Origin of the sequence: Cutibacterium acnes (assembly GCF_003030305.1) — a bacterium.
In the GTDB taxonomy this organism is placed as follows: domain Bacteria; phylum Actinomycetota; class Actinomycetes; order Propionibacteriales; family Propionibacteriaceae; genus Cutibacterium; species Cutibacterium acnes.
In genome coordinates this window covers 1,932,894-1,959,662 of the sequence record NZ_CP023676.1, presented here as the reverse complement: position 1 = coordinate 1,959,662, position 26,769 = coordinate 1,932,894, and the positions used below count along the sequence as shown (strand labels likewise).

Genomic DNA, 26,769 nt, shown 5'->3' with positions numbered 1-26,769 from the left:
TCCAGGGGGTTCGTGTTCAACAGTCCTACCAGGCCCGGGAGGGAACCAGTGGGACAAAGGAGAAGACATGATCCAGCAGGAGACGCGACTCAAGGTCGCCGACAACACTGGTGCGAAGGAGCTTCTTTGCATCCGTGTTCTCGGTGGATCGAAGCGTCGCTACGCCTACCTCGGTGACACCATCGTGTGCACCGTCAAGGATGCCATCCCCGGCGGAAACGTGAAGAAGGGCGAGGTCGTCAAGGCCGTCGTCGTTCGGACCGTCAAGTCGCACCGCCGTCCGGACGGGTCCTACATCAAGTTCGACGAGAACGCTGCCGTCCTCCTTAAGGGAGACGGGGAGCCTCGTGGTACCCGTATCTTCGGCCCCATCGCCCGCGAGCTGCGTGAGAAGAAGTTCATGCGCATCGTCTCGCTTGCCCCGGAGGTGATCTGAATGAAGTCGCTCAAGATCAAGAAGGGTGACCGCGTCAAGGTCATCGCTGGCAACGACAAGGGTGCCATCGGCGAGGTCCTCTCGGTGGACCCGGCCCGTGAGCGCGTCGTCGTCGAGGGTGTGAACATTCGTAAGCATCATCGTCGCGACATGCCCCCCCCACAGGGCGGCACCACTAAGGGCGGCATCATCTCGTCTGAGGCTCCGATCCACGTTTCGAACGTTCAGCTCGTGACCAAGATCGACGGCAAGGACGTCGTGACTCGCGTCGGTTACCGTCGCGTGGACGTCACCAAGCGTCGCCCCGACGGCTCTGAGTACGCCGCCCAGCGCAGCGTCCGCTACCTCAAGAAGGAGGAGGCCAAGTGAGCACCGACGCTATCGCGCACGAGATGCCTCGTCTGAAGAAGCAGTACCGCGAGCAGATTCGCGCTGCCATGCAGGAGGAGTTCGGCTACCGTAACCCGATGCTCATCCCCGGTCTCGAAAAGATCGTGGTGAATATGGGCGTCGGTGATGCCGCTCACGACTCCAAGGTTATGGATGGTGCTATTCGCGACATCACCGCCATCACCGGTCAGAAGCCGCAGGTTACTAAGGCTCGCAAGTCCATCGCTCAGTTCAAGCTGCGCGAGGGACAGCCGATCGGCTGCCACGTCACCCTTCGCGGGGACCGCATGTGGGAGTTTGCCGACCGTCTGCTGACCCTGGCCCTGCCGCGCATCCGCGACTTCCGTGGTCTCAACTCGAACCAGTTCGACGGCAAGGGTAACTACACCTTCGGCCTGTCCGAGCAGGTTATGTTCCTCGAGATTGACCAGGACAAGATCGACCGCATCCGTGGCATGGACATCACTTTCGTGACCACCGCGCAGACCAACGAGGAGGGCAAGGCCCTGCTCAAACACCTGGGATTCCCGTTCAAGGCGAAGGATGATCCGAAGAAGGCGAAGACCAAGCGCGGTCCCGCCTACTACGCCAAGAAGAAGAAGAAGTGAGGATCTGATGGCCAAGACAGCTCTGAAGGTCAAGGCGGCCCGCAAGCCCAAGTTCGGTGTCCGTGCTTACACCCGTTGCCAGCGCTGCGGTCGTCCGCACTCGGTGTACCGCAAATTCGGTCTATGCCGAATCTGCCTGCGTGAGATGGCCCACGCCGGTCAGCTCCCGGGTGTCACCAAGTCTTCTTGGTGACCGCGCGTCCGTCTAAGGATGCTGATCCACGGGCCCGATAAGGCCCCGGCGGGTTGGTAACCCGCCCCATACCTACCTGAACAACACAGAAGGTCCCGAGCCGGTCCCCACGGAGGCGGCATTCAGGGAAACCGTTGTGAGAAAGAGGCCAAACCAGCCATGACCATGACTGACCCCATCGCAGACATGCTGACCCGTCTGCGCAACGCCAACCAGGCGTACCACGACCAGACGTCGATGCCTCACTCGAAGATTAAGGCGGGAATCGCCGGTATCCTCAAGTCCGAGGGCTACATCGCCGACTATAAGGTCAACGAACCCAAGGAGGGCGAGGTCGGCAAGACCCTGACCCTCACCCTCAAGTACGGCGAGAACCGCGAGCGTTCGATCGCTGGCGTCCGTCGTATCAGCAAGCCCGGACTTCGCGTTTACGCCAAGTCCACCGCCCTGCCGAAGGTACTCGGCGGCCTGGGCATCGCTATCATCTCCACTTCTCAGGGGCTACTCACTGACAAGCAGGCCCATGAGAAGTCCGTGGGCGGGGAAGTCCTCGCCTACGTGTGGTGACCGTCGACGAGACAGATAGGAGTAATCAATGTCGCGCATTGGCAGGCTTCCCATCGCCGTCCCGTCCGGTGTCGAGGTGAAGCTTGATGGGCAGTACGTGGAGGTGAAGGGTCCCAAGGGAACCCTGAACTTCACCGTTCGCGAACCCATCACCGTGAGCAAGAATGATGAGGGCGCGATCCTCGTTGAGCGTCCCGACGATGAGCGTGAGAATCGCTCATTGCACGGGCTGACTCGCACCCTCATCAACAATATGGTCATTGGTGTGACCGAGGGCTACGAGAAGAAGCTGGAGATCCAGGGCGTGGGTTACCGCGTGCTGTCCAAGGGCCCCAAGCAGCTCGAGTTCAATCTCGGTTTCTCACACCCGGTGATCGTCGACGCCCCGGAGGGAATCACCTTCGCCGTCGAGAACCCCACAAAGTTCTCGGTTCAGGGCATTGACAAGCAGGTCGTGGGAGAGACCGCGGCCAACATCCGCAAGATCCGCAAGCCGGAGCCCTACAAGGGCAAGGGCGTGCGTTACGAGGGCGAGAACGTCCGTCGCAAGGTTGGAAAGGCAGGTAAGTGACATGGCAAGCACCCTGACTGTTCGCAAGAGCCTGTCCGACCGCGCCAAGGCACGTGCTCGTCGCCAGGCCCGTGGTCGCAAGAAGATCTTCGGGACCGTCGAGCGTCCTCGCATGGTCGTGACCCGTTCGTCGAAGCATGTCTTCGTTCAGGTTATCGACGATGTTGCCGGCAACACTCTGGTGTCGGCTTCCACTATGGAGGCCGAGCTGCGCGAGATGTCCGGAGACAAGACCGCGAAGGCGGCCCGCGTCGGCACCATCATTGGTGAGCGCGCCAAGGCTGCTGGCATTACCAAGGTCGTGTTCGACAAGGCCGGAAACCAGTACCACGGGCGGATCGCCGCGCTGGCCGATGCGGCCCGCGAGGCCGGTCTCGACTTCTGACCCACGAAAGGCAAGTGAGCAACGATGAGTGGAACCCAGCGCCGCGGTGGCGGTGCAGGTGGTGAGCGTCGTGGCCGTGACAACCGTCGTGGCCAGAACGATCGCAACCGCAATCAGAACGAATATCTCGAGCGCGTCGTGGCCATTAACCGCGTCGCCAAGGTGGTCCAGGGCGGCCGTCGCTTTAGCTTCACGGCGCTCGTCGTCGTGGGTGACGGTGAGGGCAGCGTAGGCGTCGGCTACGGCAAGGCTAAAGAGGTGCCCGCAGCTATCGCCAAGGCCGTTGAGGAAGCCAAGAAGCATTTCTTCAAGGTGCCGCTGGTCGGTCGTACTATCACCCATCCGGTGATCGGTGAGAAGGCCGCCGGTGTCGTGATGCTGCGTCCGGCTTCCCCTGGTACCGGTGTTATTGCCGGTGGCTCGGCCCGAGCTGTTCTCGAGTGTGCCGGCGTGCACGACGTGCTCGCCAAGTCCCTCGGGTCTTCCAATGCGATCAACGTGGTTCACGCCACCGTCGACGCGTTGCAGCAGCTCGAGGAGCCCGAAGAGGTCGCCCGTCGCCGCGGTAAGTCCGTTGAGGACATCGCCCCAGCAGCCATGCTGCGTGCGCGCAAGGAGGCCGACGAGGCCGCCGCTGCTGCCCGCATGGAGGAAAAGGCGGGTGTTAACTGATGAGCAAGCTGAAGATCACCCAGATCAAGTCTGGCATCGCTACCAAGCCAAATCATCGTGAGACCCTGCGCAGCCTCGGACTGAAGCGCATCGGTGACACGGTCATCAAGGAGGACCGCCCGGAGTTCCGCGGCATGGTCCGGACCGTTCGTCACCTCGTCACCATGGAAGAGGTGGACTGACATGGCTATTGAGCTCCATGACCTCAAGCCCGCTCCTGGTGCCCACAAGGCCAAGACCCGCGTTGGTCGTGGTGAGGGTTCCAAGGGTAAGACCGCTGGTCGCGGTACCAAGGGTACCGGTGCACGCAAGAACGTGCCCGAGTTCTTCGCCGGCGGCCAGATGCCGATTCATATGCAGGCCCCGAAGCTGGGCGGGTTCCACAACCCGTTCCGCACCGAGTACCAGGTCGTGAACCTGGATAAGGTCGAGGCTCTGTTCCCCAAGGGCGGCAAGATTACTGTTGACGACCTGGTCTCCGTTGGTGCGGTGCGTGACAACGAACTCGTCAAGGTTCTCGGAACCGGCGAGTTGACCGTCAAGGTTGACCTTGTGGTTGACGCCTGGTCAAAGTCGGCTCAGGAAAAAATCGAGAAAGCTGGTGGCAGCGTTACCAAACGCTGACCTCTTCTCGTCATAGATACGACCGCTTGACGACGGGAGGGATGGGAAACACAGTGTTTCCCATCCCTCCCGTCGTCTATCAACGGACAGCACAATTCCAGAGACGACCTACCTCACTTATTTAATCTCAACAGACGCTCGCGGGGGCGAGGTGTGTGATCACGCACACCGTGCGGCTCGCGTGCCGTGATGACCTCACACCTGTGTGTGGCGGCAAGTCTTGCCGCGTGGAACGTCGTCACACTCGCCGGTGGCCCGCTTGCCACAGGCAATGCACACTGTGAGAAAGGACGATTGTGCTCAAATACGTGGTGCGTCGCCTCATTAATTACGTCGTGTTGTCGCATACTTGCTCGCCTCGTATGCCTTGGATCCGCGCAACGCCTTCAACCAGACGAATTTGAAGGCGATCAATCAGTCACTGACCAACTACAACATCAACCCCGACATGGGTGCGGTACGAGCGATGGTTGAAGATGGTCTTCCTCCACTGGAACTGGGGCTGGACCCCACATGGTGACGCGATCAACTCCCTATATTGGCACCCACATCGGTGTGTCGGTTCGTCTAGTGATTTGCCGAACGACTATCGGCATGATCGACAGTGTTGCGATTGGTGTCTGGTCGGCGGTGCGCCAATATTCGGCTGCTGACCGGATTGTGTCTTTCCTGTTCACCGGAACCCCGAAGAACCTCACGAACTACGGCGCCGCGACTTTCCAAACCACCCGCGCTGAGGATTTCGGCTACGTCAAGATCTGATGGATTGTGGAGGGGCTCGGCATAGGTTGCCGGGCCCTCCAATGTTCTTCCTCGACGATGTTGGGGCGGATTGCCTTGCTGAGGGTGGTTTGATGATCTTCACGGTGGTTTCGTAGGGTGTGATGTCCGGTTTTCGACGCAGAGGCCGGATGATGGCAGGAGCGTCCTGCCATTCACTTCACTGGAGGACATCTTGCGCAAGGCAATCGTGACCCCGGTGGCAGTGCTGGCCGTGTTGGTTATGGCACTCACCGGGTGCGGACAGAAGAACCAGTCTGGCGGAAGTAAGCAGTCGGGGGTGACATCGGAGTCGGCCCCGATGGCTCAACTCAACGTGGTTGACCGCGGTCAACTCAAGGACGGCGGAACGCTGCGTCTGGCCATCGAGCAGCTGCCGACGGAGTGGAACCCCCTGAACGTCAACGGCGACACCGCTGACTTGGGCACAACGATATGGCGGTTCGTGGGTGCCACCAACTTCGATATCACCGAAGACGGCACCCCGAAGCCGAACCCGAATTACATCTTCTCGACGGACGTGGAGACCAAGGGTGGTAAGCAGGTCGTGACCTTGCACCTCAACCCGAAGGCTAAGTGGAACTCGGGTCGCACCATTGACTACACCGATTACCGGGCTACCTGGAAGGCGAATAGCGGGTTCGCTCCGGACTTTCTGCCGGCCAGCACCGACGGTTTCAACCAGATTTCTTCGGTGGAGAAAGGCGCCAAGGACACTGATGTCGTCCTGACGTTTAAGACCACCTACCCCGACTGGACGACTGTCCTCAGCACGGTGCTGCCGAAGGAGGGCGTCAAGGATCCCCACACCTTCAACGACGGGTGGAAGACGCTAAACCCCGACTGGCTCACTGGCCCGTTTATCCCGATGAAAGTCGATGAGGCGTCCAAGACTCTGACCGTCAAGCGCAATGGCAAGTGGTGGGGCGACAAGTCGAAGCTCGATACCGTCAGTTTCAAGGCGATGGATAGCGCCACCCAGACCAAGGCGTTCGCTAACAAGGAGATTGACGCCGCCTCAAACATCACCACTAAGGATGGCTATCGGACTGCCCAGAAGCGTCCAGATGTCGAGATGCGTCAGGCTGGTTCGTTGCAGAGGCGCCATTTCACCTTCAACACCAAGTCGACGATGTTGTCCGATAAGAAGGTGCGTCAGGCTATCGTCAAGGGCATCAACCGTCCCGCTATCGCCAAGTCGGACCTTGCGGGCCTGCCGGTTAGTCCTGACACTCTGATGCTGGGCAACCACTTGTTTATGCCGGGTCAGGCCGGCTACCGGGATAACTCTGCGGGTTACAACTACGATCCTGAAGCTGCTAAGAAGGGTCTGGACGAGGCCGGCTGGAAGAAGCAGGGTGACTACCGCGTCAAGGATGGCAAGACTCTGACCATTAATTACGCTAAGTTGACTGGCGTCCCCACCTCCGAGAACGAGGGTGCGCTGTTCAAGCAGGACATGGCGAAGATCGGCGTGAAGGTCAATCTGGTCAACACCCCGAGTGATTCCTTCATCCAGACCTTGAGCAGCCACTCCTTCGACGTCATCGCCTTCACCTGGGGCACCGCGTACCCGATGGCTAACATCCGCCAGATCTATGGCGCTGCTGCGGAGGGGTCCAAGCAGCCGTCGCAGTCCAACTTCTCTCAGCTCCTCGATCCAGAAGTTGAGAAACTCATTTCGAAGATCGACACCGAGTCTGATGTCTCAAAGCGCCGCGAGTTGGCTAACCAGGCTGACAAGACCATTTGGGATGACGTCATGACTTTGCCACTGTACCGACGTATGTCCCTTACTGCTGTTCCGAAGAACCTGGCGAACTTCGGTGCCTCCACCTTCCAGACCGTGCGCGCAGAGGACATCGGCTTCCAGAAGTGACGATGACATATCTGTGTTGAGAACCGTGCTGGGAATGTTTTCCCGGCATGGTGTTTCGCAAGGTTCTGCTACAGTTGTGCCGCCGACGTTGGCACAACTACTATGCGCAAGGAAATCTTGTATGTCTACTCAACGAGTTATTGCGCACCGAGGATTGAGTTCTCGTGCGCCTGAGAATACGATGTCAGCTTTCCGAGCCGCTGTGGAAGCTGGTATCAAGTGGATCGAGACCGATGTTGATATCATTGGTGACGGTACCGCGGTACTCATCCACGATAGCTCCTTGGATCGAACCACGAATTGCCGCGGTCGTTATAATGAGTTGACCGCCTCGGATCTACCTGCCATTGACGCTGGCAGATGGTTTTCGCCCCAGTTCATCGGGGAGCCGCTGCCGCGGTTAGCGGACCTTATCGACTTCATGAATGAGACTGGTGTCAACGCCAATATTGAAATCAAGTCGAACGAGGAGGGAGCTCGCAGTTCGCTTCAGTTACGCGATTCCGTGATCGCAGAGCTTGAAAGACTCAAGCCTGGACGTCAGGTGATTGTGAGCTCGTTCAACCATGTGCTGTTATCCAAGTTCAAGGAAGCGGCTCCGCAATGGGACGTGGCATGTCTTTATGAGACGGCGGCGCTCTATGACGATTGGCGTTCCATGCTGGAGCTTGTGGGAGCCACTTACATCCACCCCGAGGATTCTGCACTTACCGAGCGGAGTGTTGCGCAGTTCAAGGACGCTGGTTTTCGAGTCAACGCGTGGACGGTCAACCGCGCTGATCGTGCGAACCAATTGTTCAATTGGGGAGTCGATGGAGTGATATCCGACGTCCCAGATCTGCTGGTCGGCACTGTCGCGGCACATTAAAAAGTGGAAAGCCATGGAGACAACTGTTCCCTTAGCTGACCCGAACGTATCTGAATCGGGAAAAGGTAGCCGACTCCCAGTGTTTTTGCGAGGCGCGAGGGCGGTGCCGTTCCTCACGGTGGTACTGGCGGGTCAGCTGATCTATTCGGCATTCGAGGCTTTCAAGGGGTCACTTATCGTCCCTCTTACGGAGACTCTCGGAATCAGGATCGACCAATTCGGCATCCTGATGGGGTGGCTCGGCATCGCGATGTTCCTCTATGTGCCGGGCGGCTGGATCAACAACCGTTTCACTATTCGTTCGATTTTGTGCTCGTGGTGTGCGTGGCGTCTCGTCACTGGTCTCATTCTGTTCTCGATCCCCAACTTGTCCTTCGACGTCATGATCGTCATCGCGGCGTCGTGGGGTGTGTGGGACGCTATCGGGTGGCCAGCTGTGGTCAATGGCGTCGCCTTCATGTCCCAAGATACGGACAAGAAGGGTCGGGGTTTGGCAATGGGTCTGCTGGAGTCAATTCGCCGCGGTGTCGAGTTTCTCATGAATGTCGTGGTGATTGGTGCATTGGCGCTTTGGTCTGGTCATACGACGACGGTGATGCGCGGATTCGCGATCGCCTACACTCTCGTTCTCGTACCACTCATCTTCGCGTTACTGCGTCGGGTCCCTAAGAATGCCGTGGCTGGTGACGCCGCAGGCAAGGGGGAATCAGCGAATGTGGAGGCGCTCAAGGGTCTGGTAGCAGTGCTGATAAAGCCTCGGGTGTGGCTTGCGGGCTTGGCTGGGTTGTGCGTTTACTGGTGCTACGTTAACCTCATTTACTCGTCTGCGCCCTACCTTTCGTTGGTCTTCAAGGCTTCTGATGCTGTGGCCGGCGCCTTTGGTATCTTCAATACTGGATTGTTGGGGATCATTTCCGGGCTGGTAGCCGGGGTACTCGCTGACTATCTGTTCAAGTCATCGACCAGGATGATGGGTATCGCGTTGCTGATTACTGCGATCGGTACTTTGGCGGTGAGGTTGTTGCCAGTTGGTGACGGGATGATGTGGCCAGCGATGATCCTGTTAATGGTCATGGCGTTCGGTATCTTTATGGGTAAGGCTGTGCTCTTGGCGCCAGTCGCTGAATTGAATCTTCCCGAGCACGTCAATGGGTCTGCGATGGCGGTGGGATCATTTTTGGCGTATGCCTCGATCTTTTGGGCTAACCCACTTACCGCAGGAATAATTGAAAAGCATCGTGGAAATGCCTATGTCGGATATCACCAGATCTTCATGATTACTCTTGTGGTGGCGCTGGTTGGTTCCATGTGTGCGGTTGCACTCGATCTGATGAACATGCGCGTCAAAAAGCGTGATCGTCAGGCGGTTGGTATTCACGCTGTTGGTGATGCCGCAACTTCGCCCGCGGAACTGGGTACGGTGAGCCTCAGACGATGATGACGGTCGCGACGAGCACTACAGTGACGCAAATCGTCATCCAATTGGGGTGCACGTGGATCTCGCCGTCGTAGGACTTCGTGCCTGAGCCTGTCGCCTCGTGTCCCTCAGCCGAAGCTACCGCACCAGATGGGTGACGCTCGATCCGTTCCATCTCGATAAGATGAGCTGTCGAATGAGAGTCGAGGGACCACCTCATGGGTGTCTCAGAGCCGATGATGATCTGCGGGATGTGATCGGCATTGCCCTTCATCGCGGTTGCTGTGCCACGAGCCGGGGCGGCCCACGCTGAGATCGTCCTCGGCTTGCGCATTCCCTCGGCATCCGGACGACGCTCAGCGGTGAGTGACAGGCCCCAACGTCCCGTTACTTCGGTGATCCGACGCCAGGGCACGTCCCAGATGCGGAACTGGTTGACGATATTTACCCCCTCGTCGTCGATCCGAATCTCGGCTACCCCCCAGATGATCCACACCAGCCACGCGAAGAGCAGTAGGGCGGGTAGGTTAGTCAATCCAGCGAGGCCAGACCTGATGAGGTCCAGGACCGTCAGCACGATGATCACCGCCACGATGACCCCGACGCCGATCCGTCCCCGGTGCGAGGAGATGATGATCGGCGGTCTCATGGCGCTCCAGAAGGGGGTCAGATAAGTAACGATAAACGGCGACGTGGGTATTGCCCTCGTAAGTTGATAGGCTACCCCCGCTGCGTCCATGCTCCCAGACATTTGCCAGCAGCGCGTCATGGGGGTTGGATGTGCATAGTCAGTAGTCCACGAGATGGGAGAGGGCCCGGATGCTTTCCGCCTTCGCCAATGCGTTCCGAACACCGGATCTTCGCCGCAAGATCCTGTTCACGTTGTTCATCCTGGCGGTGTTCCGGCTCGGGTCTGTCATCCCCGTCCCGAACGTCAATGTGACGAACATCAACACCTGTGTTACCCAGGCGAGCTCCGGTTCCTCCGCCGGTCTGTACTCGATGATCAGCTTGTTTTCCGGTGGCGCCTTGCTGAAGTTGGCGATCTTCGCTCTGGGGATCATGCCCTACATCACTGCGTCGATCATCCTGCAGCTGCTGACAGTCGTGATCCCGAAGCTGGAAACCCTTAAGAAGGAGGGCGCGTCCGGTCAGAACAAGATCACCCAGTACACCCGTTACCTCACTCTCGTGCTTGGCCTGTTGCAGGCAACGGCCTTCGTCACGCTTGCCACCTCCGGCCGTCTATTCACCTGCAGCTTGCCAGTCGTCTACTCCACCTCGGTCTTCGAAGTCGTCGTCATGATCCTGACTATGACGGCCGGTACGACCATCGTCATGTGGATGGGTGAGCTCATCACCGACCGCGGTATCGGCAACGGTATGTCGATCATGATTTTCACTCAGATTGCGGCGCGTTTCCCTGACTCGCTGTGGTCTATCAAGGTCGCTCGAAATGGCGCCGGTCAGGCTCACGCGTGGTTTATCTTCAGCATGGTGATCGCGATTGGTTTAGCCGTTATGGCTGCGGTCGTATTCATCGAGCAAGGCCAGCGACGTATCCCGGTGCAGTACGCCAAGCGGATGGTGGGGCGCCGAATGTTTGGTGGCTCGACGACGTACATTCCGCTCAAGGTAAACCAATCTGGCGTTATCCCGGTCATCTTTGCCTCGTCGATCCTGTACCTTCCGGTGCTCTACGCAACTTTCCGGCCGCAGACGTCCGCGGCAAAGTGGATCGGTCACTACTTCACGCGCGGTGACCATCCGGTGTACAACATCGCCTACTTCCTGCTCATTATCTTCTTCTGTTACTTCTACGTGGCCATCACTTTCGACCCAGTCGAAATGAGTGACAACATGAAGAAGTATGGTGGGTTTATTCCCGGCATCCGAGCCGGGAAGCCCACCGAGGACTACTTGGCCTATGTGTTGTCGAGGCTGACGGCACCTGGGTCCTTGTACTTGGGCCTCATTTCGATGATCCCGACGCTCGCATTCGTTTCCCTCCATGCGAACCAGAATTTCCCCTTCGGAGGTACGAGCATCCTCATCATCGTGGGTGTGGCGCTGGACACCGTTAAACAGGTTGAAAGCAAGTTGCAGCAACGACACTACGAAGGATTCCTGTCATCATGAGATTGCTGATCATGGGCGCCCCGGGCGCAGGCAAGGGGACTCAGGCCACCGCCATCGCCGAGCATTACCGCGTGCCCGCGATTTCTACCGGCGATATGTTCCGTACCAATATCAAGAACGGCACCGAGCTGGGCAAGAAGGTTAAGGCCATCATGGACGCCGGGGACCTCGTCCCCGACGAGCTAACCGACGCGATCGTTGTTGATCGCCTCAATCAGGACGATGCTGCCAACGGTTTCCTGCTCGACGGCTACCCCCGCAATATGCACCAGGTCGAGGCCCTTGACGCCTACCTCAAAGAGCATGGTCAGCGGCTTGACGCCGTCATCAGCCTTGACGTCGATCCCGAGCTGCTCACTCAGCGTCTGCTGAAGCGTGCTGAGATTGAGGGACGCACTGACGACAACGAGGAAACTATCCGTAACCGGATGAAGGTCTACTCCTCCCAGACTGAGCCGCTGCTGGAGCACTACCGTTCGGCCGGCATCCTTGTCCCGGTGGATGGAGTCGGCGAGATCGACGAGGTGCGTCAGCGCATTTTCGCCGCACTTGATTCCAAGAACTGACGTGTTGGGTCGCAACCGATTCCAGATCAAGACGCCCGACCAGATTCGCACGATGCGACGGGCCGGCCTCGTCGTCGCTAAGGGGCTGGAAGCCATGAGAGCGGTCGCTGTGCCCGGGGCCACCACTGCCGACATTGATAGAGCCGGTCGGGACGTCCTTGAGCAGCATGGCTCCAGGTCAAACTTCCTCAATTACGGGGGTGACTGGGGCCTGCCGCCCTATCCGGGTGTTGCCTGTGTGAGCCCTAACGAGACGATCGTCCATGGCATCCCCGGCGAGCGGGAGCTCAAGGATGGCGACATCGTCTCCATCGATTATGGCGCCATTGTTGATGGGTGGCATGGAGATGCCGCCCGGACCGTCCTCGTGGGAGATGTCAGCGAGGAGGCTCGGACCTTATCCGAGGTGACCCGTGAGTCGATGTGGGCCGGTATCGCCAAGGTCGTGCCTGGAGCCCGGATCGGCGACATTTCCGCAGCGGTGCAAGCATCCCTGGAATCCCATGACCGTGACTACGGCATCATTCGTGAGTACACCGGCCACGGGATCGGTACCGAGATGCACATGGATCCGGATGTTCCCAACTGGGGGCGGGCCGGACGTGGCCCGAAGATCGTTGAGGGCATGGTGCTGTGCATCGAGCCGATGGCTACCCTCGGCACGGAGGTCACCGCGACCCTGGACGATGAGTGGACCGTTGTTACGGTGGACGGCTCGTGGGCTAGCCACTGGGAGAACACCGTTGCCGTAACCAGTAAAGGTTTGTGGGTGTTGTCGGAGCCCGATGGCGGTCAGGCCGAACTCGAGAAGCGTGGAGTGCCATTCGGGCCCCTTGACTGAGGTTGATCTGTAGCGCTGCCGGGGCCGTGGGTTCCGGCAGCACTGTGGACTACGGGCGGGACGTGTGCCCTCTGTGTGAGTTACTGCTGGTGCCCTTTAGCTCCTTTCAATTTGGGGAGACGAAGCTGAAAAGGTATCGTTACCTGCTGGCTTCGTGTGTGCGGAGCCACAACCACGCCCGCAGGGGGTGTGGGTAGCGGACAGATGGGACGTAATGGCCAAGAAAGAGGGAGCACTCGAACTGGAGGGAACTGTCGTTGAAGCTTTGCCCAACGCCATGTTCCGCGTCGAACTCAAGAATGGGCACCGCGTTCTTGCCACGATTAGCGGCAAGATGCGTCAACACTACATCCGAATCCTGCCGTCGGACCGTGTCGTTGTTGAGCTGTCGCCCTACGATCTCACCCGCGGCCGGATCGTCTACCGCCACAAGTGAGCTGCGGCTCATTGCCAAGCGCTTAGCGGCGCACCACCCAGGTTCCCACCAGGGGGCCGTTACGCGAAAGAGAATCTCATGAAGGTTCAGCCGAGCGTCAAGAAGATCTGCGATAAATGCAAGGTCATTCGTCGCCACGGCCGCGTGATGGTCATCTGCGATAACCCGCGCCACAAGCAGCGTCAGGGCTGAGCCCACGCCGCGACGGGATCGCAGATCGTCATCGCGACGGTCAGCAGGAATACAGGGGTTCGGCCCCTGAGGTCCACCGTCAGGCCCATCATCCAGGTGGGAGCGGTGAACACATTAATTCCACAAGTAAATAAACGCACCGCTAACACACGCTGGTGCAGACCTCCCGGGCAATGCTCGGGACACCGTGGAAGCACGTCCCGGAACCCCGCTCGAACCCATCGAGCACGGATTCGGGCTACTACCCCCGGACGAAGGCCGGGGCCTCGTCGGACAGTCAGACACTGTCCATCGTTCTCAGGGATGACGAGGGCGCTCCACGTCGGACACCTTCGCGGCCCGAGCAATCGGGTCGAAAGAACAAGAAAGGGATGCCACATGGCACGCCTCATCGGAGTCGACCTGCCGCGCGACAAGCGCCTCGAGGTCGCCCTGACCTACATCTACGGAATCGGCCGCACCCGCGCCACCGAGACCCTGAAGGCCACCGGAATCAGCGGTGACCTGCGCGTCCACGAGCTGACCGATGATCAGCTCGTGGCACTGCGTGACCACATTGAGGCCAACTACCACGTCGAAGGTGACCTTCGCCGTGAGGTGGCTGCTGACATCCGCCGCAAGATCGAGATTGGCACCTACCAGGGCCGTCGTCACCGCAGCGGACTTCCGGTTCGTGGTCAGCGCACCCGCACCAACGCCCGTACCCGCAAGGGTAAGAGGAAGGCCGTCGCCAAGAAGAAGGCCAAGTGAATCATCGCCTACAGGGCACTCACCAACCGTCACCGACGCGCAGATCACACTGATTTCAGGAGAGACATCACATGGCTACTGCAGGCCACAAGGGTGCACCCAAGACCAAGGTGCGCCGCAAGGAGAAGAAGAACGTCGTCGCCGGTCAGGCGCACATCAAGAGCACGTTCAACAACACCATCATCGCTATTACTGACCCCTCGGGTGCAGTGATCTCGTGGGCCTCTGCCGGCACTGTCGGCTTCAAGGGCTCCCGTAAGTCCACCCCGTTCGCCGCTCAGATGGCCGCTGAGGCTGCTGGACGTCGCGCCATGGAGCATGGCATGAAGCGGGTTGACGTCTTCGTTAAGGGTCCCGGCTCCGGTCGTGAGACTGCCATCCGTTCCCTGGGGGCTGTCGGCTTGGAGATCGGCCCGATCTCCGACGTCACCCCTGTTCCGCATAACGGATGCCGCCCGCCGAAGCGCCGCCGCGTCTGACCCACTCCGAGAGCAAAGGACTGATACACAATGGCCCGTTACACCGGCCCCCTTACCAAGAAGTCCCGTCGCCTCGGGACTGACCTTGTCGGCAACGACAAGTCCTTCGAGCGTCGTCCGTACCCCCCGGGTGTCCACGGACGCGGTCGCACCAAGGACTCCGAGTACTCGCTGCAGCTGCGCGAGAAGCAGAAGGCTCGTTACGCCTACGGCGTCCTGGAGAAGCAATTCCGTCGTTACTACGAGGAGGCTGACCGCGCCCAGGGTAAGACTGGTGACGTCCTGTTGCAGATCCTCGAGTCGCGTCTCGATAACGTCGTGTACCGCGCTGGACTTGCTGCTACCCGTCGTCAGGCTCGCCAGATGGTCAGCCACGGCCACTTCCTGGTCAATGGCAAGAAGGTCAACATTCCTTCCTACCGGGTGAGCACCCACGACATCATCGACGTTCGCGAGAAGTCCAAGGACCTTCCCCCGATCGTTATCGCTCGCGAGACCTTCGAGACCCGCGACGTCCCGGCATGGCTCGAGGTTCGTCCCAATAAGGGCCGTATTCTCGTTCACCAGTTGCCTACCCGTGACCAGATCGTCATTGACGTCAACGAGCAGGCTATCGTCGAGCTCTACTCGAAGTGATCTATGCAGAGGGGCGACCCCTTGCAACCCCGGGCGGGTCAATTCCAGTTCGTGACTTCCTGTTTGGTGGTGGTCGCGTTTTGGCCTGAGTTTGCTGGGAGAATTGCGAGGGGTGACCCCCGATGCGGCGGCCCGCGGGTGTCGCGGCCGCCACCCCTCACAACCGAATATCGCGGCGGGAATCCCCGTCAACGTGTCCCCTGTGCGCCTTCATATAGCGGTTGGCGTGAAAGGTAGAAAATATGCTCATTGCACAGCGCCCCACTCTCACTGAAGAGTCCATCTCCGAATTCCGCTCGAAGTTCGTCATCGAGCCTCTGGAGCCGGGTTTCGGATACACCATTGGCAACTCGCTGCGTCGCACCCTGCTGTCGTCCATCCCGGGCGCCTCTGTGACGAGCATCAAGATCGAGGGAGTCCAGCACGAGTTCTCGACTATTGAGGGCTGTGTCGAGGACGTCACCGAGATCATTCTGAACCTCAAGGGCCTTGTGCTCTCCTCGGAGGAAGACGAGCCGGTCGCCATGTATCTGCGGAAGTCCGGTGCCGGCGAGGTCACCGCTGCCGACATTAACCCGCCTGCCGGTGTGACCATCCACAACCCGGAGTTGCACATCGCAACCCTCAACGACGATGGCCGCTTCGAGATGGAACTTATTGTCGAGCGTGGCCGCGGCTACGTCTCTAGCGCCCTCAACGACGATCCGAATGCCGAGATCGGACGCATCGCCGTCGACTCGATCTACTCCCCGGTTCTCAAGGTCACCTACAAGGTTGAGGCCACCCGAGTCGAGCAGCGCACGGACTTCGACAAGCTCGTTGTTGACGTCGAAACCAAGCCGTCCATCCTCCCTCGCGACGCCATTGCCTCCGCTGGCAAGACCCTCGTTGAGCTGTTCGGGCTGACTCGCGAGCTCAACGCTGAAGCTGAGGGCATTGAGATCGGTTCCGGACCAGTCGACGAGGAGTACGCCGAGAGCCTCGGCACCCCGGTCGAGGAGCTCAACCTCACCGTCCGTTCCTACAACTGCCTCAAGCGTGAGGGCATCCATACTGTTGGAGAACTCGTCTCGCGGTCTGAGCAGGACCTGCTGGCCATCCGTAACTTTGGATCCAAGTCGATCGATGAAGTCAAGGAAAAGCTCACCGAGCTTGGCCTAGCCCTCAAAGACTCGGCTCCGGGGTTTGACCCACTTGCCGCAGCTGAGGCCTACGACGAGGCCAATGACGACGATTACGCGGAGACTGAGCAGTACTGATTTATTAAGTGCAAGGGGGGCGACCTCCCTTGCATCCCCCGCGTGGGTTGGCCTTTTTCGCAGTCGCAAGTGTGTTGTTAGTTGTGTTTGGGGTTGACTTGGTGGGGGAGATTGCGGGGGCGACCCCCTTGCACCGTGACAACTCAAGATTTTCCTCTCTTCGGAGGGGAGGCCAGGGGGGTGGACCCTGGCCGCACCCCCATCCGTCATATGACGGGAAAGGGGAGGGGAGGACGCCCGTCCTCCCTCAGCCGGACTGAGGCGGGTCCACCTGCCCGCCATACCGACACACAAGGAGAAAAGAATGCCGAAACCCACAAAGGGTCCCCGTCTTGGCGGATCCCCGGCTCACGAGCGCATCATTCTGCGCAACCTGGCCAGCCAGCTCTTCGAGCATGGCCGCGTCGTGACCACCGTCACCAAAGCCAAGCGCGTTCGCCCGTTGGCCGAGAAGCTCATCAACCGCGCTAAGACCGACACTGTTGCCAATCGTCGTTTCGTGAACCGCACGATCACCGACCGCGGCATCGTGCACATCCTTTTCACCGAGATCGGCCCCCGCATGGAGGGTCGTGACGGCGGTTACACTCGCGTCACTCGCATTGGCATCCGCAAGGGTGACAACGCCCCCATGGCCGTTATCGAGGTCATCAGCGACAAGGTCGCTCCGAAGACTCCGGCCAGCGCTGCTGACGCCAAGGCGCAGATCAACACCGCTACCGAGGCCAAGGACGCCGAGCCCGAAGCCGGAGACGCTGCCGTTGAGCACAACGCCCCCGCCGAGGACGCCGCTGCACAGGCTCCCGTGGCCGACGAGCAGGAGGCCGCCGAGGCTGACGAGAAGGCCGAGGAGAAGTCTGAGGCCTGATCCTCCTTCAAAACGCCGGTCCCCACTAGTGAGGACCGGCGTTTATTATGCCTGCGTCCCGATCCAACCCTAAGTATCGAGGTTCAGATTCACCGCATAGGCTAGAGAGGTGACCACCTTTCGTATCGCTCAGCTCGCCAACTTTGTCGGCCCGGTGTCCGGCGGCATGAAGGTGGCCATCGACGCTCTCGGAAAGGGGTACGTTGCGGCCGGTCACGAGCGAATCCTGGTAATACCGGGTCCTAAAGACCGCATCACCGAATCAGAATCCGGCATCACCGTCGAGATCGCAGCCCCGCGCGTTTCTGCGGGCTACCGCATGATCGCTACGCCCTGGCGAGCCCTCGACATCCTGGACCGCTTCCGCCCCACCTCCATTGAGTCCTCTGACAAGTGGACCCTCACTCCGGCCGCCGGCTGGGCGTCACGTCGAGGCATCGGATCGGTGCTATTCAGTCACGAACGCCTCGACGACATGCTCACCATGTGGGTACGCAGACAGTTCGGCGTCGCAGCTGCCGTCGGTGCCCTCAATCGTCGTCTCTCCAAGTCCTTCGATGTCGTCGTCGTCACTTCTGATTACTCTGCGGGTGAATTCGCCGACACCGGCGCCCGCCTCGTCAAGGTTCCCCTCGGCGTCGACCTAGAAACCTTCAACCCCAACAAGCGTGAACCAGGACTGCCAACTCCGCGCCCTGACGATATCTTACGACTGTGCTACGTCGGTCGGATGAGCCACGAAAAGAGCCCCCAGCTGGCCGTCGCTGCTGCTCTCGAATTGCATCGACGCGGGGTCCCACTGCGCCTTGACATGTACGGGGTCGGCCCAGACACGGATGCCATGAAACAGCAGGCCGGCGACGCTCCGGTCTTCTTCAACGGGTTCGTCGTGGGCCGTGACGAGGTTGCCCGGCGTTTTGCAGCAGCCGATATTTCGATGTCGGTCTGTCCCGCAGAAACCTTCGGATTAGCCTCCCTGGAGGCGCTCGCCTGTGGCACCCCGGTCGTCACCGCGAACCGGGGTGGCGCCCACGAGATCGTCGATGTGACAAGCGGGGAGGCCGGCAGCCCCGACGCCGTGGGCCTAGCCGACGCCACCCAGCGCCTTGCGGCCAGGCTCGGTCCAGAACTGCGGGACGCCGCGCGACACCGAGCTGAACAGTTCACTTGGGACGCCAGCGTGGAGACAATGCTCATGATCCATTCCGAGATTGCTGCACGCCCCGACGCCAAGCCCTACTGGAAACAGCGCCTCGTGAACCGTCGCAACGCGCGGCGGGACCCCCAAGACCCCCTCGCCCCAACCGACGACTCCCAGGAGCAGTGATGAGGAAGATCCCACTCGTGCTGGCCGGCGTGGCGGCTGCCGTCACCCCCGTCGTCCTGGCGGCTCCCGGCCCTGAGCCGGCCATGCCTGACGGCCCCGCTGGCCGACCTGTGCGCACCGTCGACGACGCCGTTGCTGCGTGCCGGGCGTCCGGGAAGGCGGGTTGGGAGCTTGTCGATGAAGCAACCCAACTCGTGCACCGGATGTACACCCACTACTCGTGTTGGCACCTCTGGCTCAGCCCCGAGACCTCGCTAGCGGCTGGGCACGGCCATTCAGGTCAGTACAACATTGTGCTGGGAAAGATACTCGAGCAGTTGGGGTTTCAGGTGCGTCCAGTCCACGCAGCACGGGTCCGTCTGGATCACCACCCGTGGTATCACACCGGACACAGCTGGCTCCGGGTGATACACCAGGGAAAAGAGCTCGACGTCTGCGCGTCACGACCCGGTAACACCGCTGGTAACGTCGCCTTCGTCCCCGTCACCGAGGTACTCGATCGCACCAGGCTCAATAGCATTGATACCGCCCTCGCTCTGGCCCCGATCGTTGTTGCTAGTGTCTGGAAATCCTGGCTGACGGGATCGGGCATCCAGAGTTGGATGTACCGCCCATTTGGGCTGTCAGCCTGAGCGCCGGGCCCAGGGTCAGGCATGTGACAACTCTCCGGTTGCCGTTTTCGTCAGGGGCCGGTTCATGGTCTCAGGTGCCAGCGTCTGGCCGGTCACAGCGCCAACGACGCATAGACCTGCCGCGATGACCATGCACCACTTGACCCCGATTGTCCCGATGCCAATGGGCAGCAGGTAGGTGCCAAGGAAGGCACCAATGCGGCTGACTGCCGACCCGAACCCTACGCCACTGGATCGAATGTCGGTGTCGAAGATTTCAGAAGGGTACACCGCAGTAAGAATGTCGCTGTAGGAGTTGACCAAGGCGAAAAGAGCCAAGCCCACCACCAGCACCCACGGCGGCGCGTCGGTCCACAGCCCGACAATCAACAAGACTGCGGTCTGCATCCAGAACGGCCCGATGAGCATACGTCGGCGGCCGATGCGATCGATCGCCAGCAGACCGACGACCGCGCCAACGACGCCAATGGTATTGGAGAGGATCGTGCCGCCGGCTTGAGACTTCACGTTGAGGGATTCCAGCACTTTCGGAGCGTAGGTGAAGATCGCGAAATACGGGGTGACGATGCACGTCCAGAAAATACAGACGAAGATCGTGCGCCGCCGTTGACCCTTGCGGAACAGCTTGCGGTAGCCTTTCCCGTCCACCGACTCGTCGCTGAGCTGTTCGGCGGCGAAGTATTTCGGACCCATGTGCTTTTCGACGATCTCACGTGCTTCGGCCTCACGGCCGTGACGCAGCAACCAGCGCGGGGATTCTGGAAGACCGATTCGCAGCCCGAGCACAATGAGGGCTGGGATTACTGAAGTGGCCAAGATGACTTTCCACGACACTCCAGACCACAGCAGCGCATACCCCAATAGGACAGCGATAAGGAAGCCGATGCGCCAGCATAGTTCGAGGAAGGCCAGCTTCGATCCACGCTCCCGGGCCGGAACAAACTCTGAAAGCATCGGTGCTCCGATCGAGTATTCGGCTCCGATGGCCATCCCTAAAAGGAATCTGAGGATCCCTAGGGAGACTCCACCCGTCGCGAAAGCCTGCCCGACGCCGATAACGATGAAAGCAATAATGTCGACGAGGAACATCCTGCGGCGTCCGAACTTATCGGTGAGGAAGCCGAAGAGTGGGGCACCAATGAAGATGCCCAGTAGGCTCGCGGCACCGACGAGCCCCTCCATAGCGGGGGTGAGCTCGAGGTCGTGATTGATGTGCAAGATGACCACGCTAATGACGCCCAGGTCGAAGCCGTCGAGCCCGCCACCGAAAGCGGTGGCGGCTGTGACATGGCGCAGGAAACGTCTGGATTCGGGGGAGATTGGTGCTGACGCCAATTGCGTGTCGGGCGTCAAATTGGCGGTGTTCGTAAGCGGGATGTTGGCGGCCATTGTGGCAGCCCCTTCCGGTGGCGGACAGTGCACCACGAAGCAATGTAGAGCGGACCCGTCGGTCGACCGATATGCCCTTCCGTGGTTCTAGGACCGTTACTGTGGTTTCCGGCCCATCTGTTCACCGTACTGGTCATGGGGGTCGCGGCGCTGGGATTCGAGGGTGATGTGAATCCTGTCCCGGATGCACGACGAGGGGCCCATCGCTGTGACGGGCCCCTCGTAAGACAAGACCGTGTCTCAGCCCGGAAGTGTCGCGGGCGGCTGGGCGCGGGCACTCCGGACACATGGGGACACATCTAGTTGCGCGTGCGTCATGAAAGGAACTCTTGTCCTTAGCGTCCCGTCGCAGGAAGCCTCGTGGGCCTCGTACTTGCCTGGGAAGCGGTACCGGTCGGGGTCGCTGTGGAACCGCTCGCGGGAGTCGCGGTGGGTTGTATCGTGGTGGGGCGCCCCGTGGGAGAAGGTTCGGGCGTCACCTGACAGTGAGCCGGCGGGGCCCACGTGTGCGCCGTCGGATCGTGCCGGGGCTGATCGGCATGGCCGTTTGCGAGGCCAGCGAAGGTCACCTCACCGATCGCCGCGAAGGGCTGGGAGGCATCCTGAGGTGAGGCCATCGTGATTCGCACATACCGTGCGTCCGCCTGTTTCGGAAGGCTGACGATCGTTGGGTAAGAGCTGGAGGGCAGAGCGACTGGTTGTCTGCCGGTCCAATGGGAACCGTCGGTCGAGAACTCCAAGACGAGAGTCTTGACTCGGCCGTTGGGATTGCCCCGGCGGGAGACCCACCTCATCGCCGACAATGCGTACTTGCGACCGAGGTCGACCGTCAAGGTATGCGGATAGGTCGCAACGGGTGCCTCCCAGCGGGAGTGCCAGAACGTGTTTGGATTACCGTCAACGGCGGCCGATGCCCGGCCATTGAGTAGTCGTTGGTGAACAGCGGGACGGTGATGCCGTCGGCCCGGACGTAGCTCGTCAGCGCCTTGAGGAAGGCGGATCGGTCGGAACTCTCGTCGAGCAGCTCGTTCTCCACCTGGTACATGAGCAGGGAACCGCCGCCGGTCGTCACTTGGTGCTTGCGGGCGATGACGTCGAATGCATGCAGCCATTGTTTTGAGCGCGCCAGGTTCGCAGTGCCACGCAGAGGCCCGGGCTGGTTGCTCATGGTGGCGGGGAGGCCGCCCATGGAGATTTCGGCGTTGATGTAGGGGCCGGGTCGGGCGATGACGTACAGACCCTCCTCTTCGGCGATGGTGAGCAGTTTGTCGATGTCTTTAATGCCGGAGAAGTCGAACTTGCCGTCAGCGGATTCTTGGTGCAGGCCCCAGAAGAAGTACAACGAGATGGCGTTGAAACCGTTCGCGCGAGCTTTGCGCATGACGTCGCGCCACGCCTGCTGGGAGGGGAGGCGCCAGTAGTGCAGTTCCCCGAACCAGATCGACAACCGGGTGCCGTCGATGGTGAACGAGTGCTTGTCCCAAGCGACTTTGTGGGCTTTTCCGTCGTTGCCCGGGAAGATATAAGGCGCCGATGACATCGCCTTCGGTGTCTGTGACGGTGACGTTGCCGCAGCTGTGGTAGGTGTGGCGGCAAGGGAGGTTGAGGCACAGGCGACCGCGGTCAGTGCGGCCATCGTCCGGGATAAGGAATGGCGATGCTCGGCTTTGCGCATGGACGGCTCCGTCATGTGGGCGAACCACCTCGTGGTGGGCGCGGGGCCTCAGCGCCTCACGCGCAATCGAAGCTATCAGCGGCATATGGACGCGTGAGTTCAAGCGCTCAGCTCGGGTGCACGTTCATGCAGTCCGATCTGATTCGCCGGACACGTTGGTGCAACCTGGGCACATCGCTGGCCGCGTCCGTGTGGGGACGCGGCCAGCGACGATGAAAAATGTACGGGACCTTCAGGGCCTACGGATCAGAACAAACCGGTGATCGAACGGGCCTTGACGAACCGCTGCTCGGCGTCGGTCCAGTTGACGACGTTCCACCAGGCAGTGACGTAGTCGGCCTTGACGTTCTGGTACTGCAGGTAATAGGCGTGTTCCCACATGTCGAGCTGGACGATCGGGATCTGGGTTGACGGCAGATTGCCCTGGTGGTCAAACAGCTGCATGGTGTTGAGGCGCTGACCCATCACGTCCCACACGAGCATGCCCCAACCGGAGCCTTGAACGCCCTTAGCGGTTTCCTCAAACTGCTTTTTGAAGCTGTCAAAGGAACCGAAGAACTCGTCAATCGCAGCGGCGAGTTCGTTGCCCTCCGGACGACCGCCCCCATGAGGGGACATGTTCTTCCAGAACACGGAGTGGTTGATGTGGCCGCCGAGGTTAAAGGCCAGGTCCTTCTCGAGTTTGTTGATGGTTCCGAAGTCGCCCTTCTCGCGGGCCTCGGCCAGCTTCTCCAGGGCGGTGTTGGCACCCTGAACGTAGGTGTTGTGGTGCTTGTCATGGTGCAGTTCCATGATCTTGCCCGAGATGTGGGGCTCCAGTGCGCCGTAGTCGTAGTCGAGATCGGGAAGGGTGTAAACAGCCATTCTTCCTCCTGTGGAACGAGATACGTCACGACGTCCGTCATGACGTGGCCCTTGGCAGAGCCGCTTACGTGGTGCAACACCGAACCTGTCTCCATGATTCCCGTGTTTGCGAGATTTTCACGTGCTGTGGAGGAACTGGTCCTATTCGGCCGTAGCCTATGGGCGCGGGGGCCTCGATGGGTGTGCTCGGACGTCGCCGATTGGAGGCGAAGGCGACGGTTTGACGCCACGGAGGCACGCGGGGCTTGCCCGGTTCTGCCGGATTTCAGGGCACCGCCCCGGATGGGTTGCCGTGTGTGATGAGACCGATGTTTTACATGCCGTTGATACGGAGAACGCCATGTGATGACCGCAGCACGAGTCGGGAAAGATCTTCTGGGCAGCGTGACGCTAACTTTTGGATCACGCACGGAAATAACTTTGATTCGTGATAGGCGGGTGATCGACGATGGCGTCATCTGTAATAATTCATCACGGCAAATTGTCATTCGCCCTTCGTGTTCATGAGTAGCGTTCTGCATGCTGATCTGTATGAGTTTTGAGGGGGATTTAGTGTCCGCATGAATGTCTCGCCTTGTCGCACCCGGTGTCGTGGTGTTGGTGATGGTTTTTTGGGCACCTCGCCCGGGTCGGCTTCCCCGATCGCTCACAACGACAATATCCATCGTACTGGTATGGGTATAACTAAGATTAAGCTGTTTGAGTCTCGATGGCGGTTAACTGTAAGATTATGCGTCGTGGGGCGTGTGGCCCCATGTGTTGTTATATGTTCCGGTCGCCAAGGATCAAACAAGTTGGATCGGATACAGAGAGACTGTTATGAATGATTCTGACTTTTTCTGAGGGTGGCCTGTAAGACTGGCCCTTTGAGATGATGTGATGAGTAATATGAGTGATGGCCCCACCGGATCCCGGACCATCCCACAGGCAGCTGTTCCCGCCCCTGCGGACACCCGGCCATCGGGCCAACCCGCGGTCATGATCGAGGGACTGACCAAACGGTTTGGGCCCAAGGTCGCCGTCGACAACCTCACCATGTGGGTTCCGCGCGGATCAATGTTCGGCTTCGTCGGTCCCAACGGCGCTGGCAAGACGACGACCCTCTCGATGGTTACCGGACTGCTGCGTCCCGATGCCGGTCGGGTCGAGGTGCTCGGCCATGACGTCTGGGCTGATCCGGCTGCGGCGAAGGCCCAGATGGGTGTCCTGCCCGACGGGATGAAGACCTTCGACCGTCTCTCTGGCCGCGAGTTACTCCGCTTCTGCGGGATGCTACACCGACTTGACGAGGCCACCATCAACGAACGCGCAGAGGGACTCCTTGACGCCCTCAGCCTGACAAGCGCCGCCGACCTCCTGGTGTGTGACTACTCCGCGGGTATGACCAAGAAGATTGATTTGGCCTGTGCCATTATCGCCGATCCTGCCGTTCTCGTTCTCGACGAGCCCCTCGAATCCGTCGATCCACTCTCGGGTCAGACCATTCGGTCAATCCTGCGCCGCTTCGTTGACGGTGGCGGGACGGTCGTCATATCCAGCCACGTCATGGAGCTTGTCGAGTCTTTGTGCGACTCGGTGGCCGTTATCGCCGGGGGACGTCTCCACGCTATTGGTGCCCTCGACGACGTCTGCCAGGGCAAGTCTTTGCAGAATAGGTTCGTCGAGCTCGTCGGCGGCAACGCCAACATGGGGGAGGGTCTTACGTGGTTGCGCAGGTCTTGAAGCACCAGTGGGTCACCACCCTGGTCCCCCTTCGCAAAGGTGCCAAGCCGGCCGAGATCTTCGGACTCATCTTCCTGGTCCTCGTGTCCCTGTTCCTCGGTGGGAACTATTTCGCCTATGTGTGGGCAGCCGGGCAACTCGCTATCGACCCTCGCGGTGCCAGCACCGCCGTAGCGGGGGCGTCGCTGATCGTTTTCTGGATCACTGTGCCGGTGCTTTTTGGTGCTCAGCCCACCTACACAGATCCATCGCGATATGCGGTCTTTTCGAGGCGGGCGAGGGAACTCATGCCCGCTTTCGTTGTCGTCGGGCTATTGAGCTGGGGAGGGGTCGTCACCCTTGTGGCATCGGTCTCGCACGTCCTCGCGTGGTCGAGTGCCAGAGCTGTCGCGATGGTGGCGGCTGTGCTCGGTGTCCTGCTGGGATGGTCAGCTGCCATGATCGCGTCGAATCTCCTGCTGGTAGCGATGTCGGCTGTGATGGCTAAGCGACGGTTCTGTGAAACTATGATGATCCTCGTCATGCTGTTGTGCTGCGGTCTAGGCCTCGGGATGCAGGTCGTGACGAGGACCGCCACAGTCACCCGCACGGTTCCGGTCAACGTTGGGCGAATCATCGGGTGGACCCCGTTGGGCTGGGCATGGTCAATGCCGTGGGAGGTTGCCCATGGCCGCTGGTTAGCCTTCGCCGTTAAGCTCGTCATCAGCATCGCCACGGTCGCTGTCATGGTGTGGGCGTGGCAGGCCATCGTCGCACGTCGCCTCGTCGCACCGACCGGGGACGGCGGGAGCGTTGAGAAGGTAAAGTCGGCGAATGGGATCGACCGGATGATGCCGGACACCCCGACCGGGGCGATTGCTGGACGCACCCTGAGGTACCTGAAGCGGGACCCCCGAATGACGTCTCTGCTCCTCAACACTTTCCTCGTCCCGTTGCTGGCTAGTGCCCCGATGCTCATCCATGGGTGGGGCGAGGTGCACGGTCCGCAGACGGCTCTCATCTTTACCGCGATCCCCTTCGCCGCGATGTTCGTTGCGACGCCGATGTATGCCGGGTCGCTCATCAGCTATGACGGAACGGCTCTGTGGCACCACATTGAGTCGTCGGTTACGGGGGTGGAGGATCGACGCGGTCGCGCGATTGCGTATCTCCTCGTCACCATGCCGGTCAGCTTGGCGCTGGCCGTCATCGCCTCCTGGTGGTGTGGTCAGTGGAAGTTGCTGCCGGTTGTGAGTGCAGAGGCTTTGGGGGTTCTCCTGCTCTCGACCGGGATCGGCTCGTGGACGAGTGTCGTCAATCCGATGCGAGTTGTCGAGAGCCGCAAGGGCAACGGGTTTAACTCAGGATCGTCGGTTGGAGCCGGTTGTCTCGGTGCCCTTCTCGGTATGGGGGCAGGGATTCTCGTTGCCATTCCAATGATTGCCCTCGTGGTGCTGGTGGCAATTTCGGGACATGCGTGGTGGAGTATCCTGCTGACCTTCGTTGGCGGGCTGGGATGGTCTTTCCTGGTGCTGCACTTCGGGATCGTCGTAGGCGGGCGGCGTCTCGACCGCACCTGGGACGAGGTGCTGACGAAGATCACCCCGGTGGCCTGAATCCGGTCG

34 protein-coding genes and 1 pseudogene are annotated in these 26,769 nt (G+C 60.2%); 30 read left to right on the top strand and 5 right to left on the bottom strand.

Annotated elements, in window-relative coordinates; translation table 11 throughout:
- Positions 1 to 67: 67 nt before the first annotated feature.
- From rplN to CPA42_RS09765, 15 genes are all read left to right on the top strand, one after another.
- On the top strand, positions 68 to 436 hold the full coding sequence (gene rplN / locus CPA42_RS09840; RefSeq protein WP_002514859.1) for a 50S ribosomal protein L14: 369 nt from the start codon (positions 68 to 70) through the stop codon (positions 434 to 436).
- On the top strand, positions 437 to 805 hold the full coding sequence (gene rplX, locus CPA42_RS09835; RefSeq protein ID WP_002516087.1) for a 50S ribosomal protein L24: 369 nt from the start codon (positions 437 to 439) through the stop codon (positions 803 to 805).
- Positions 802 to 1,434 (top strand): 50S ribosomal protein L5, encoded by a 633-nt coding sequence (gene rplE / locus CPA42_RS09830; protein WP_002517568.1) that lies wholly within the window; start codon positions 802 to 804, stop codon positions 1,432 to 1,434. The genes rplX and rplE overlap by 4 nt, the downstream gene beginning before the upstream one ends.
- 7 nt (positions 1,435 to 1,441) lie before the next feature.
- A complete protein-coding gene (locus CPA42_RS09825; RefSeq protein WP_002515981.1) occupies positions 1,442 to 1,627 on the top strand; it encodes a type Z 30S ribosomal protein S14 in 186 nt (61 codons plus the stop codon).
- A 159-nt stretch (positions 1,628 to 1,786) separates the two neighbouring features.
- A complete protein-coding gene (gene rpsH / locus CPA42_RS09820) occupies positions 1,787 to 2,194 on the top strand; it encodes a 30S ribosomal protein S8 (protein WP_002514855.1) in 408 nt (135 codons plus the stop codon).
- A 28-nt stretch (positions 2,195 to 2,222) separates the two neighbouring features.
- Entirely contained in the window at positions 2,223 to 2,765 is a 543-nt protein-coding gene (rplF, locus tag CPA42_RS09815) for a 50S ribosomal protein L6 (protein ID WP_002516006.1), read from the top strand.
- Between the two features lies 1 nt (position 2,766).
- Positions 2,767 to 3,150: a 50S ribosomal protein L18 gene (rplR, locus tag CPA42_RS09810; protein ID WP_002514853.1), complete on the top strand. Its 384-nt coding sequence runs from the start codon at positions 2,767 to 2,769 to the stop codon at positions 3,148 to 3,150.
- A 24-nt stretch (positions 3,151 to 3,174) separates the two neighbouring features.
- Positions 3,175 to 3,822, top strand: a complete 648-nt coding sequence (gene rpsE, locus CPA42_RS09805) for a 30S ribosomal protein S5 (RefSeq protein WP_002516004.1) — start codon at positions 3,175 to 3,177, stop codon at positions 3,820 to 3,822.
- On the top strand, positions 3,822 to 4,004 hold the full coding sequence (gene rpmD, locus CPA42_RS09800; protein ID WP_002514851.1) for a 50S ribosomal protein L30: 183 nt from the start codon (positions 3,822 to 3,824) through the stop codon (positions 4,002 to 4,004). Before rpsE ends, rpmD begins: the two co-directional genes overlap by 1 nt.
- 1 nt (position 4,005) lies before the next feature.
- On the top strand, positions 4,006 to 4,446 hold the full coding sequence (rplO, locus tag CPA42_RS09795; protein ID WP_002516008.1) for a 50S ribosomal protein L15: 441 nt from the start codon (positions 4,006 to 4,008) through the stop codon (positions 4,444 to 4,446).
- A 189-nt stretch (positions 4,447 to 4,635) separates the two neighbouring features.
- Positions 4,636 to 4,920: a hypothetical protein gene (locus CPA42_RS12950; RefSeq protein ID WP_002519645.1), complete on the top strand. Its 285-nt coding sequence runs from the start codon at positions 4,636 to 4,638 to the stop codon at positions 4,918 to 4,920.
- A 120-nt stretch (positions 4,921 to 5,040) separates the two neighbouring features.
- On the top strand, positions 5,041 to 5,208 hold the full coding sequence (locus CPA42_RS12770) for a hypothetical protein (protein WP_002519644.1): 168 nt from the start codon (positions 5,041 to 5,043) through the stop codon (positions 5,206 to 5,208).
- Between the two features lie 193 nt (positions 5,209 to 5,401).
- On the top strand, positions 5,402 to 7,105 hold the full coding sequence (locus tag CPA42_RS09775; RefSeq protein WP_002516080.1) for an ABC transporter family substrate-binding protein: 1,704 nt from the start codon (positions 5,402 to 5,404) through the stop codon (positions 7,103 to 7,105).
- Between the two features lie 121 nt (positions 7,106 to 7,226).
- Positions 7,227 to 7,973, top strand: coding sequence for a glycerophosphoryl diester phosphodiesterase (locus CPA42_RS09770; RefSeq protein ID WP_002516074.1), 747 nt, complete (start codon positions 7,227 to 7,229; stop codon positions 7,971 to 7,973).
- A gap of 79 nt (positions 7,974 to 8,052) precedes the next feature.
- The gene (locus CPA42_RS09765) at positions 8,053 to 9,411 is read left to right on the top strand and encodes an MFS transporter (RefSeq protein WP_002516079.1); all 1,359 of its coding nucleotides are present in this window, start codon (positions 8,053 to 8,055) and stop codon (positions 9,409 to 9,411) included.
- Here the strand turns inward: CPA42_RS09765 and CPA42_RS09760 are convergent.
- On the bottom strand, positions 9,401 to 10,039 hold the full coding sequence (locus CPA42_RS09760; RefSeq protein ID WP_002514841.1) for a hypothetical protein: 639 nt from the start codon (positions 10,037 to 10,039) through the stop codon (positions 9,401 to 9,403). The genes CPA42_RS09765 and CPA42_RS09760 overlap by 11 nt on opposite strands.
- A gap of 170 nt (positions 10,040 to 10,209) precedes the next feature.
- On the opposite strand from CPA42_RS09760, the gene secY reads away from it, so the two are divergent.
- The 12 genes from secY to CPA42_RS09700 all read left to right on the top strand — a co-directional run bounded on the left by secY (position 10,210) and on the right by CPA42_RS09700 (position 19,515).
- Entirely contained in the window at positions 10,210 to 11,529 is a 1,320-nt protein-coding gene (gene secY, locus CPA42_RS09755) for a preprotein translocase subunit SecY (protein WP_002514840.1), read from the top strand.
- A complete protein-coding gene (locus tag CPA42_RS09750; protein WP_002515951.1) occupies positions 11,526 to 12,095 on the top strand; it encodes an adenylate kinase in 570 nt (189 codons plus the stop codon). The genes secY and CPA42_RS09750 overlap by 4 nt, the downstream gene beginning before the upstream one ends.
- A 1-nt stretch (position 12,096) precedes the next feature.
- Complete coding sequence (map, locus tag CPA42_RS09745; protein WP_002516086.1) at positions 12,097 to 12,936, top strand: type I methionyl aminopeptidase; 840 nt, start codon at positions 12,097 to 12,099, stop codon at positions 12,934 to 12,936.
- A gap of 214 nt (positions 12,937 to 13,150) precedes the next feature.
- Positions 13,151 to 13,372, top strand: a complete 222-nt coding sequence (gene infA, locus CPA42_RS09740) for a translation initiation factor IF-1 (protein ID WP_002514837.1) — start codon at positions 13,151 to 13,153, stop codon at positions 13,370 to 13,372.
- A gap of 78 nt (positions 13,373 to 13,450) precedes the next feature.
- Positions 13,451 to 13,564, top strand: a complete 114-nt coding sequence (rpmJ, locus tag CPA42_RS09735) for a 50S ribosomal protein L36 (protein ID WP_002514836.1) — start codon at positions 13,451 to 13,453, stop codon at positions 13,562 to 13,564.
- Positions 13,565 to 13,942: 378 nt separating this feature from the next.
- Positions 13,943 to 14,314 carry a 30S ribosomal protein S13 gene (gene rpsM, locus CPA42_RS09730; protein WP_002514834.1) on the top strand — a complete coding sequence of 124 codons (372 nt, stop codon included), beginning with the start codon at positions 13,943 to 13,945 and terminating at the stop codon, positions 14,312 to 14,314.
- Between the two features lie 71 nt (positions 14,315 to 14,385).
- Entirely contained in the window at positions 14,386 to 14,793 is a 408-nt protein-coding gene (gene rpsK / locus CPA42_RS09725) for a 30S ribosomal protein S11 (protein ID WP_002514833.1), read from the top strand.
- Positions 14,794 to 14,823: 30 nt separating this feature from the next.
- Entirely contained in the window at positions 14,824 to 15,429 is a 606-nt protein-coding gene (gene rpsD / locus CPA42_RS09720) for a 30S ribosomal protein S4 (RefSeq protein WP_002514832.1), read from the top strand.
- Between the two features lie 242 nt (positions 15,430 to 15,671).
- On the top strand, positions 15,672 to 16,688 hold the full coding sequence (locus CPA42_RS09715) for a DNA-directed RNA polymerase subunit alpha (protein ID WP_002514831.1): 1,017 nt from the start codon (positions 15,672 to 15,674) through the stop codon (positions 16,686 to 16,688).
- Between the two features lie 304 nt (positions 16,689 to 16,992).
- Positions 16,993 to 17,556: a 50S ribosomal protein L17 gene (rplQ, locus tag CPA42_RS09710; protein WP_002516013.1), complete on the top strand. Its 564-nt coding sequence runs from the start codon at positions 16,993 to 16,995 to the stop codon at positions 17,554 to 17,556.
- A 109-nt stretch (positions 17,557 to 17,665) separates the two neighbouring features.
- On the top strand, positions 17,666 to 18,883 hold the full coding sequence (locus CPA42_RS09705) for a glycosyltransferase (protein ID WP_002516031.1): 1,218 nt from the start codon (positions 17,666 to 17,668) through the stop codon (positions 18,881 to 18,883).
- Complete coding sequence (locus tag CPA42_RS09700; protein ID WP_002519640.1) at positions 18,883 to 19,515, top strand: hypothetical protein; 633 nt, start codon at positions 18,883 to 18,885, stop codon at positions 19,513 to 19,515. Before CPA42_RS09705 ends, CPA42_RS09700 begins: the two co-directional genes overlap by 1 nt.
- A gap of 15 nt (positions 19,516 to 19,530) precedes the next feature.
- Here the strand turns inward: CPA42_RS09700 and CPA42_RS09695 are convergent, their stop codons facing one another.
- From CPA42_RS09695 to CPA42_RS09680, 3 genes and pseudogenes are all read right to left on the bottom strand, one after another.
- Positions 19,531 to 20,904, bottom strand: a complete 1,374-nt coding sequence (locus CPA42_RS09695) for an MFS transporter (RefSeq protein WP_002516045.1) — start codon at positions 20,902 to 20,904, stop codon at positions 19,531 to 19,533.
- Positions 20,905 to 21,239: 335 nt separating this feature from the next.
- Positions 21,240 to 21,764, bottom strand: a pseudogene (locus CPA42_RS09685) (discoidin domain-containing protein); the annotation flags it as partial.
- A complete protein-coding gene (locus CPA42_RS09680) occupies positions 21,734 to 22,444 on the bottom strand; it encodes a beta-galactosidase (protein WP_002519638.1) in 711 nt (236 codons plus the stop codon). The gene CPA42_RS09680 and the pseudogene CPA42_RS09685, both read right to left, overlap by 31 nt.
- Before the next feature lie 46 nt (positions 22,445 to 22,490).
- Between CPA42_RS09680 and CPA42_RS12945 the strand changes: the two genes are divergently transcribed.
- Entirely contained in the window at positions 22,491 to 22,676 is a 186-nt protein-coding gene (locus CPA42_RS12945) for a hypothetical protein (RefSeq protein ID WP_002519637.1), read from the top strand.
- 149 nt (positions 22,677 to 22,825) lie between these two features.
- Here CPA42_RS12945 and CPA42_RS09675 read toward each other — a convergent pair whose 3' ends face one another.
- Positions 22,826 to 23,443: a superoxide dismutase gene (locus CPA42_RS09675; protein ID WP_002516078.1), complete on the bottom strand. Its 618-nt coding sequence runs from the start codon at positions 23,441 to 23,443 to the stop codon at positions 22,826 to 22,828.
- 978 nt (positions 23,444 to 24,421) lie between these two features.
- Here CPA42_RS09675 and CPA42_RS09665 point away from each other — a divergent pair.
- Entirely contained in the window at positions 24,422 to 25,165 is a 744-nt protein-coding gene (locus CPA42_RS09665) for an ABC transporter ATP-binding protein (RefSeq protein ID WP_002520607.1), read from the top strand.
- A complete protein-coding gene (locus tag CPA42_RS09660) occupies positions 25,147 to 26,760 on the top strand; it encodes a hypothetical protein (protein WP_002515973.1) in 1,614 nt (537 codons plus the stop codon). The genes CPA42_RS09665 and CPA42_RS09660 overlap by 19 nt, the downstream gene beginning before the upstream one ends.
- Positions 26,761 to 26,769: the final 9 nt, after the last annotated feature.

What these genes read in the sequence shown, in the direction of transcription:
- rplN (WP_002514859.1), top strand. Translation starts at nt 68, where the DNA reads ATGATCCAGCAGGAGACGCGACTCAAGGTCGCCGACAACACTGGTGCG.
- rplX (WP_002516087.1), top strand. Translation starts at nt 437, where the DNA reads ATGAAGTCGCTCAAGATCAAGAAGGGTGACCGCGTCAAGGTCATCGCT.
- CPA42_RS09825 (WP_002515981.1), top strand. Translation starts at nt 1,442, where the DNA reads ATGGCCAAGACAGCTCTGAAGGTCAAGGCGGCCCGCAAGCCCAAGTTC.
- rpsH (WP_002514855.1), top strand. Translation starts at nt 1,787, where the DNA reads ATGACCATGACTGACCCCATCGCAGACATGCTGACCCGTCTGCGCAAC.
- rplF (WP_002516006.1), top strand. Translation starts at nt 2,223, where the DNA reads ATGTCGCGCATTGGCAGGCTTCCCATCGCCGTCCCGTCCGGTGTCGAG.
- rplR (WP_002514853.1), top strand. Translation starts at nt 2,767, where the DNA reads ATGGCAAGCACCCTGACTGTTCGCAAGAGCCTGTCCGACCGCGCCAAG.
- rpsE (WP_002516004.1), top strand. Translation starts at nt 3,175, where the DNA reads ATGAGTGGAACCCAGCGCCGCGGTGGCGGTGCAGGTGGTGAGCGTCGT.
- rpmD (WP_002514851.1), top strand. Translation starts at nt 3,822, where the DNA reads ATGAGCAAGCTGAAGATCACCCAGATCAAGTCTGGCATCGCTACCAAG.
- rplO (WP_002516008.1), top strand. Translation starts at nt 4,006, where the DNA reads ATGGCTATTGAGCTCCATGACCTCAAGCCCGCTCCTGGTGCCCACAAG.
- CPA42_RS12950 (WP_002519645.1), top strand. Translation starts at nt 4,636, where the DNA reads ATGACCTCACACCTGTGTGTGGCGGCAAGTCTTGCCGCGTGGAACGTC.
- CPA42_RS12770 (WP_002519644.1), top strand. Translation starts at nt 5,041, where the DNA reads ATGATCGACAGTGTTGCGATTGGTGTCTGGTCGGCGGTGCGCCAATAT.
- CPA42_RS09770 (WP_002516074.1), top strand. Translation starts at nt 7,227, where the DNA reads ATGTCTACTCAACGAGTTATTGCGCACCGAGGATTGAGTTCTCGTGCG.
- CPA42_RS09760 (WP_002514841.1), bottom strand. Translation starts at nt 10,039, where the DNA reads ATGAGACCGCCGATCATCATCTCCTCGCACCGGGGACGGATCGGCGTC.
- secY (WP_002514840.1), top strand. Translation starts at nt 10,210, where the DNA reads ATGCTTTCCGCCTTCGCCAATGCGTTCCGAACACCGGATCTTCGCCGC.
- CPA42_RS09750 (WP_002515951.1), top strand. Translation starts at nt 11,526, where the DNA reads ATGAGATTGCTGATCATGGGCGCCCCGGGCGCAGGCAAGGGGACTCAG.
- infA (WP_002514837.1), top strand. Translation starts at nt 13,151, where the DNA reads ATGGCCAAGAAAGAGGGAGCACTCGAACTGGAGGGAACTGTCGTTGAA.
- rpmJ (WP_002514836.1), top strand. Translation starts at nt 13,451, where the DNA reads ATGAAGGTTCAGCCGAGCGTCAAGAAGATCTGCGATAAATGCAAGGTC.
- rpsM (WP_002514834.1), top strand. Translation starts at nt 13,943, where the DNA reads ATGGCACGCCTCATCGGAGTCGACCTGCCGCGCGACAAGCGCCTCGAG.
- rpsK (WP_002514833.1), top strand. Translation starts at nt 14,386, where the DNA reads ATGGCTACTGCAGGCCACAAGGGTGCACCCAAGACCAAGGTGCGCCGC.
- rpsD (WP_002514832.1), top strand. Translation starts at nt 14,824, where the DNA reads ATGGCCCGTTACACCGGCCCCCTTACCAAGAAGTCCCGTCGCCTCGGG.
- CPA42_RS09715 (WP_002514831.1), top strand. Translation starts at nt 15,672, where the DNA reads ATGCTCATTGCACAGCGCCCCACTCTCACTGAAGAGTCCATCTCCGAA.
- rplQ (WP_002516013.1), top strand. Translation starts at nt 16,993, where the DNA reads ATGCCGAAACCCACAAAGGGTCCCCGTCTTGGCGGATCCCCGGCTCAC.
- CPA42_RS09700 (WP_002519640.1), top strand. Translation starts at nt 18,883, where the DNA reads ATGAGGAAGATCCCACTCGTGCTGGCCGGCGTGGCGGCTGCCGTCACC.
- CPA42_RS09695 (WP_002516045.1), bottom strand. Translation starts at nt 20,904, where the DNA reads ATGGCCGCCAACATCCCGCTTACGAACACCGCCAATTTGACGCCCGAC.
- CPA42_RS09680 (WP_002519638.1), bottom strand. Translation starts at nt 22,444, where the DNA reads ATGTCATCGGCGCCTTATATCTTCCCGGGCAACGACGGAAAAGCCCAC.
- CPA42_RS09675 (WP_002516078.1), bottom strand. Translation starts at nt 23,443, where the DNA reads ATGGCTGTTTACACCCTTCCCGATCTCGACTACGACTACGGCGCACTG.
- CPA42_RS09665 (WP_002520607.1), top strand. Translation starts at nt 24,422, where the DNA reads ATGATCGAGGGACTGACCAAACGGTTTGGGCCCAAGGTCGCCGTCGAC.